Here is a 3,535-nt window from a genome sequence, read left to right as displayed (position 1 = left end):
TAAATCCTCTTATATCAGAGAAAAGAACCGTAACAGTCCTTCGCTGTCCTTTAAGGGCTGATTCATCTCTGTATATCTTTTCGACGACTTCACTGCTCACATACTGGCTAAATGATTCTCTTATCTTTTTTCTTTCGAGATAGTCATATGCAATACTTGTGATAGCGACCGCAACTACAGGTAGAACAAAATCCACCCAGTAGTTTCCCTTTGAATATGCCAGATAGCTGAGAGGGACAAAGAAAAGGAATATGCCCGAGAGACTTATTATAACTGCCTTTAATGGTCTAAAGGTTATAAAGAGGATTCCCACAATCATGCTGAGCGATACCTGTATCAGTAATCCAATAATCCAGCTTACAGCCCTTACCTCACCTTTTGTAAGCAACGTATGCACAATATTTGCCTGCACCTCTACCCCGCTCATTAAGCCCTTTGGTGTTAAAAAGAAGTCTCTGCTCGCCTTGAATGTTGCACCAATCAAAACGATTTTGTCCTTGAAAGGATTATCAGACGGAGGTTTAATGTTCCTTTCTTCCATCTGAAAGAGAGGTAGACTCGGATATATAGGGAAACTTCCCGAATGCCCTGCGTAATTTATCCTCAGAGCCTTCTCAGGATGCATATCAATGGATACTCGTTTGTTAGCATTGTTTTGTGTAAAACGCTTAAAGATGGCGAGTGCAAATGAATGCATAATATTGCCACCTTCATCTTTTAACACTAATGGAGTCCTCCTGATAAGACCATCGCTGTCTATGTATGTGTTCGCAAAGCCTTTTATGATATTAGGGTCTTTGATAAACAACGGTGTAGGAATATAGAGTCCCTCTGTTGACGATGGTATGACTGCGTATGTTAGTACTGTCCTGTCTGTGATGGCTTCTGTGATAGAGGTATCGGCATCTTTATCTGTTCTGACCTTAAGTTCGACATCAAGCCCTATAACCCTTGCCCCGCATTTGTTAATGAGGTTAATCAACGATGCAAGGTATTTTCTTGGCAGAGGCTGTCTTTCACCGAGATACTGGAATGCCTCCTCATCTATGGTTACTATGACCATCTGAGATGGTTTTTCTTCCTCTTTCCACCAGACCATGAGGTCCAGCGCCCGTCTCTGTATGAAATCGAGATAGCCAAGATATGATGCGAGTGTGACAATAATACTGGTGAGGATGCCAATAGCAAAAACCCTTAGGACCTTTCTTTTTTTATCTTCTTTCACTCAGCGTCACCGGTAAGGACAAATGCACCCCAGAAGAATGGGTGGTGGTAGTTTTTCATCAGATTGTTCTGAGCAGTCCTTAGTGCCTCTGCCTTTCTCATTGTTTTTAGATTCTGGTAAAAATCACGCATTAGCATAAAGGTAGTCTTATCATTAACCTTCCAGAGGGTGGTTATTATTGATGGAGTGCCCGCATATATAAACGCCCTTGTAAGTCCAATAATTTCATCTCCACTGCTGATCCTTCCAATGGCTGTTTCGCATGCACTCAGAACCACGAGGGATGCGTTTATATTTAATCTGAATATCTCTTCTGTTGACAGGTTTCCATCTTCTCTCTCATCTCTTGCAAGCCTGAGCGATGACTCCATTGGATTCTGTTCACTGAACTCACCATGACTTGCGAAGTGCAGGATGCTGTATCTGTTTGGCCTTTCCTTTGCCCTTGATTCAGTTGCATCCTTTCTGAGGTATATCTCGGATTTCGGATATATCCGTGCTATCTCCTTTGCTTCCCTCTCTGCATATCTGAGATTATAAACTGGGTTTCCAAGGTCAGGATTGCCAAATGCAAGAACATTTTCTCCTATCTTTTTTCTTTTTTCTGCGGTGAACCGTATCAGGCTTGCACTCGAAAGATAGGATATTATATGGTCTTCTATAAGGTATCTCCCTTCTGGAGTAACAAAGGCATGGAATGGAAGATAGTGAAGGAGGTCATGTGGTACTATGATAAGTTCGTCTCCTTTCTTTATCCCTGCATCTTTAATAAGGATTGAATACAGTTCTCGCGAAACCGCCTTAAATCTGTCTTCAGAGGATATGTCTGAGATAGATTCCCTGAGTGAGTTTACCTTCTCAAGAATATCTTTCCTGCTATGTTTTATAGTAACTGACTGCATGCTGTTTTTCTTTATTGTCCAGCGTATGGTCATACCCTTCAATACATGAAACTCAATCAGGGTCTTTTCTGGTTCGAGCAGAGACTGGACATCCTTTATAGTGAATGGTTCCACTGACACAAGAGAGGCGTGTTCAAGGTCTTCCTTGCGGAGCCTTTCGAGAAACCTGTTGTATTGTCTCTTTGTCTCATCAAGTTCATTCTTTATCTCAATGTCATCTGTTTCCTCAAGTTTTAACTGGAGAGCATTGATCTTTCTCCTCAGTTCTATCTCCTCTTCTGCAAGTGATGTTGCCTTTCCTCTTGAGAGGTCTATCTTGTTTCCGAGGATATCGAGAAATGTCCTTGCCCTTACCCTCTCGCTGAAATTAAATGCATCTTCTGTTTTCCCGAGTGCCATTAGCGTTGAGATCATGCCATCATATGTCTTCGTTGTCTGTTCAAAAAAGGAGCTCCGCATCTCCTCAGACTGGAGCATCGTGCGGGTGTCTTCTATGGCGTCTATAGCCTTCTTGTAATGGTCAATAGCGTTTTCGAGTTTTCCGAGCATACGGTAATCCGTCGCTGCCTTTGAATAGGTAGATATCGTCAGCCATGGAATATTAATGCTGTCTGAGAGTTCGCAGGATTTTTTGTGGTATTCCAGTGCCTTATGGTAATTACCTTTCCTAAAATAAATATCGCCGATACTCATATATGCCTTGAGTTCCTTGTCTTTAATACCTTGAGCATAGAATAGTGCCTTATCAAAATAGTCAAGGGCAGATGCGTAATCATCCAGATTTTTGTAAGTATTCCCTATTGCTATTGCAACATCTATAAAATTCCTTACAAATCTCGGATCGCTGAATCTGCGTTCAGCTCTCTTTCTCCCCTTTTTCGTTGTTGGAGATACCTCTGGTTCTTCCACTGCAGCCACCAGCCTTTCATAAACACTGTATGCTTTCTTATGGTATTCAAGGGCCTTTTGTGGATTGGAAAGTTTTCTATATATATTTCCCATATGCTCATAAGCCTTTGCTTCTAACCCTTTCATATCAAGCTGGGATGCGAGAACTGCCCCTTTTTCAAGGAGTAGCCTTGCCCTTTCATGATCTGCCACCTTAATGTATGACAATGCGGTAAAGATAGATGCCCTTGCCTGTATTTCGGGATTATTTATCTTTTCTCCTATTTCTGTAGCCTTTGTGCCAAAGAGTATTCCTTTTTGATAATTGCCAGATGCCCGTGCGAGATTTGATGCCTTTAGGTATGCTTCAGATGCCTTTTTAAGTTTGCCCTTTGACTCAAGATTCCTTGCTTTCTCTTCAAACCGCTGAAGGGATTCTTTAGCCGTTCCTTTTTGGATTATTTCATAGACTTCTTCTGGATAAGCAGGGGTGGTTGTAGCCGAAAACAGCAGAACGGAC

The 3,535-nt window shown here is 41.8% G+C and carries 2 protein-coding genes; both read right to left on the bottom strand.

Annotated elements, in window-relative coordinates:
* Window positions 1–1,225: CHASE2 domain-containing protein (locus tag AB1488_08995; protein ID MEW6410225.1), on the bottom strand; the 1,225-nt coding region annotated here is incomplete at its 3' end.
* On the bottom strand, window positions 1,222–3,535 hold a 2,314-nt coding region (locus tag AB1488_08990), incomplete at its 5' end, for a CHAT domain-containing tetratricopeptide repeat protein (GenBank protein ID MEW6410224.1). The genes AB1488_08990 and AB1488_08995, both read right to left, overlap by 4 nt.

The sequence above is a fragment of the Nitrospirota bacterium genome, from assembly GCA_040756155.1.
In the GTDB taxonomy this organism is placed as follows: domain Bacteria; phylum Nitrospirota; class Thermodesulfovibrionia; order JACRGW01; family JBFLZU01; genus JBFLZU01.
Note: the sequence above shows the minus strand (reverse complement) of the source record. Positions and strands in the feature narration are given on the sequence as shown.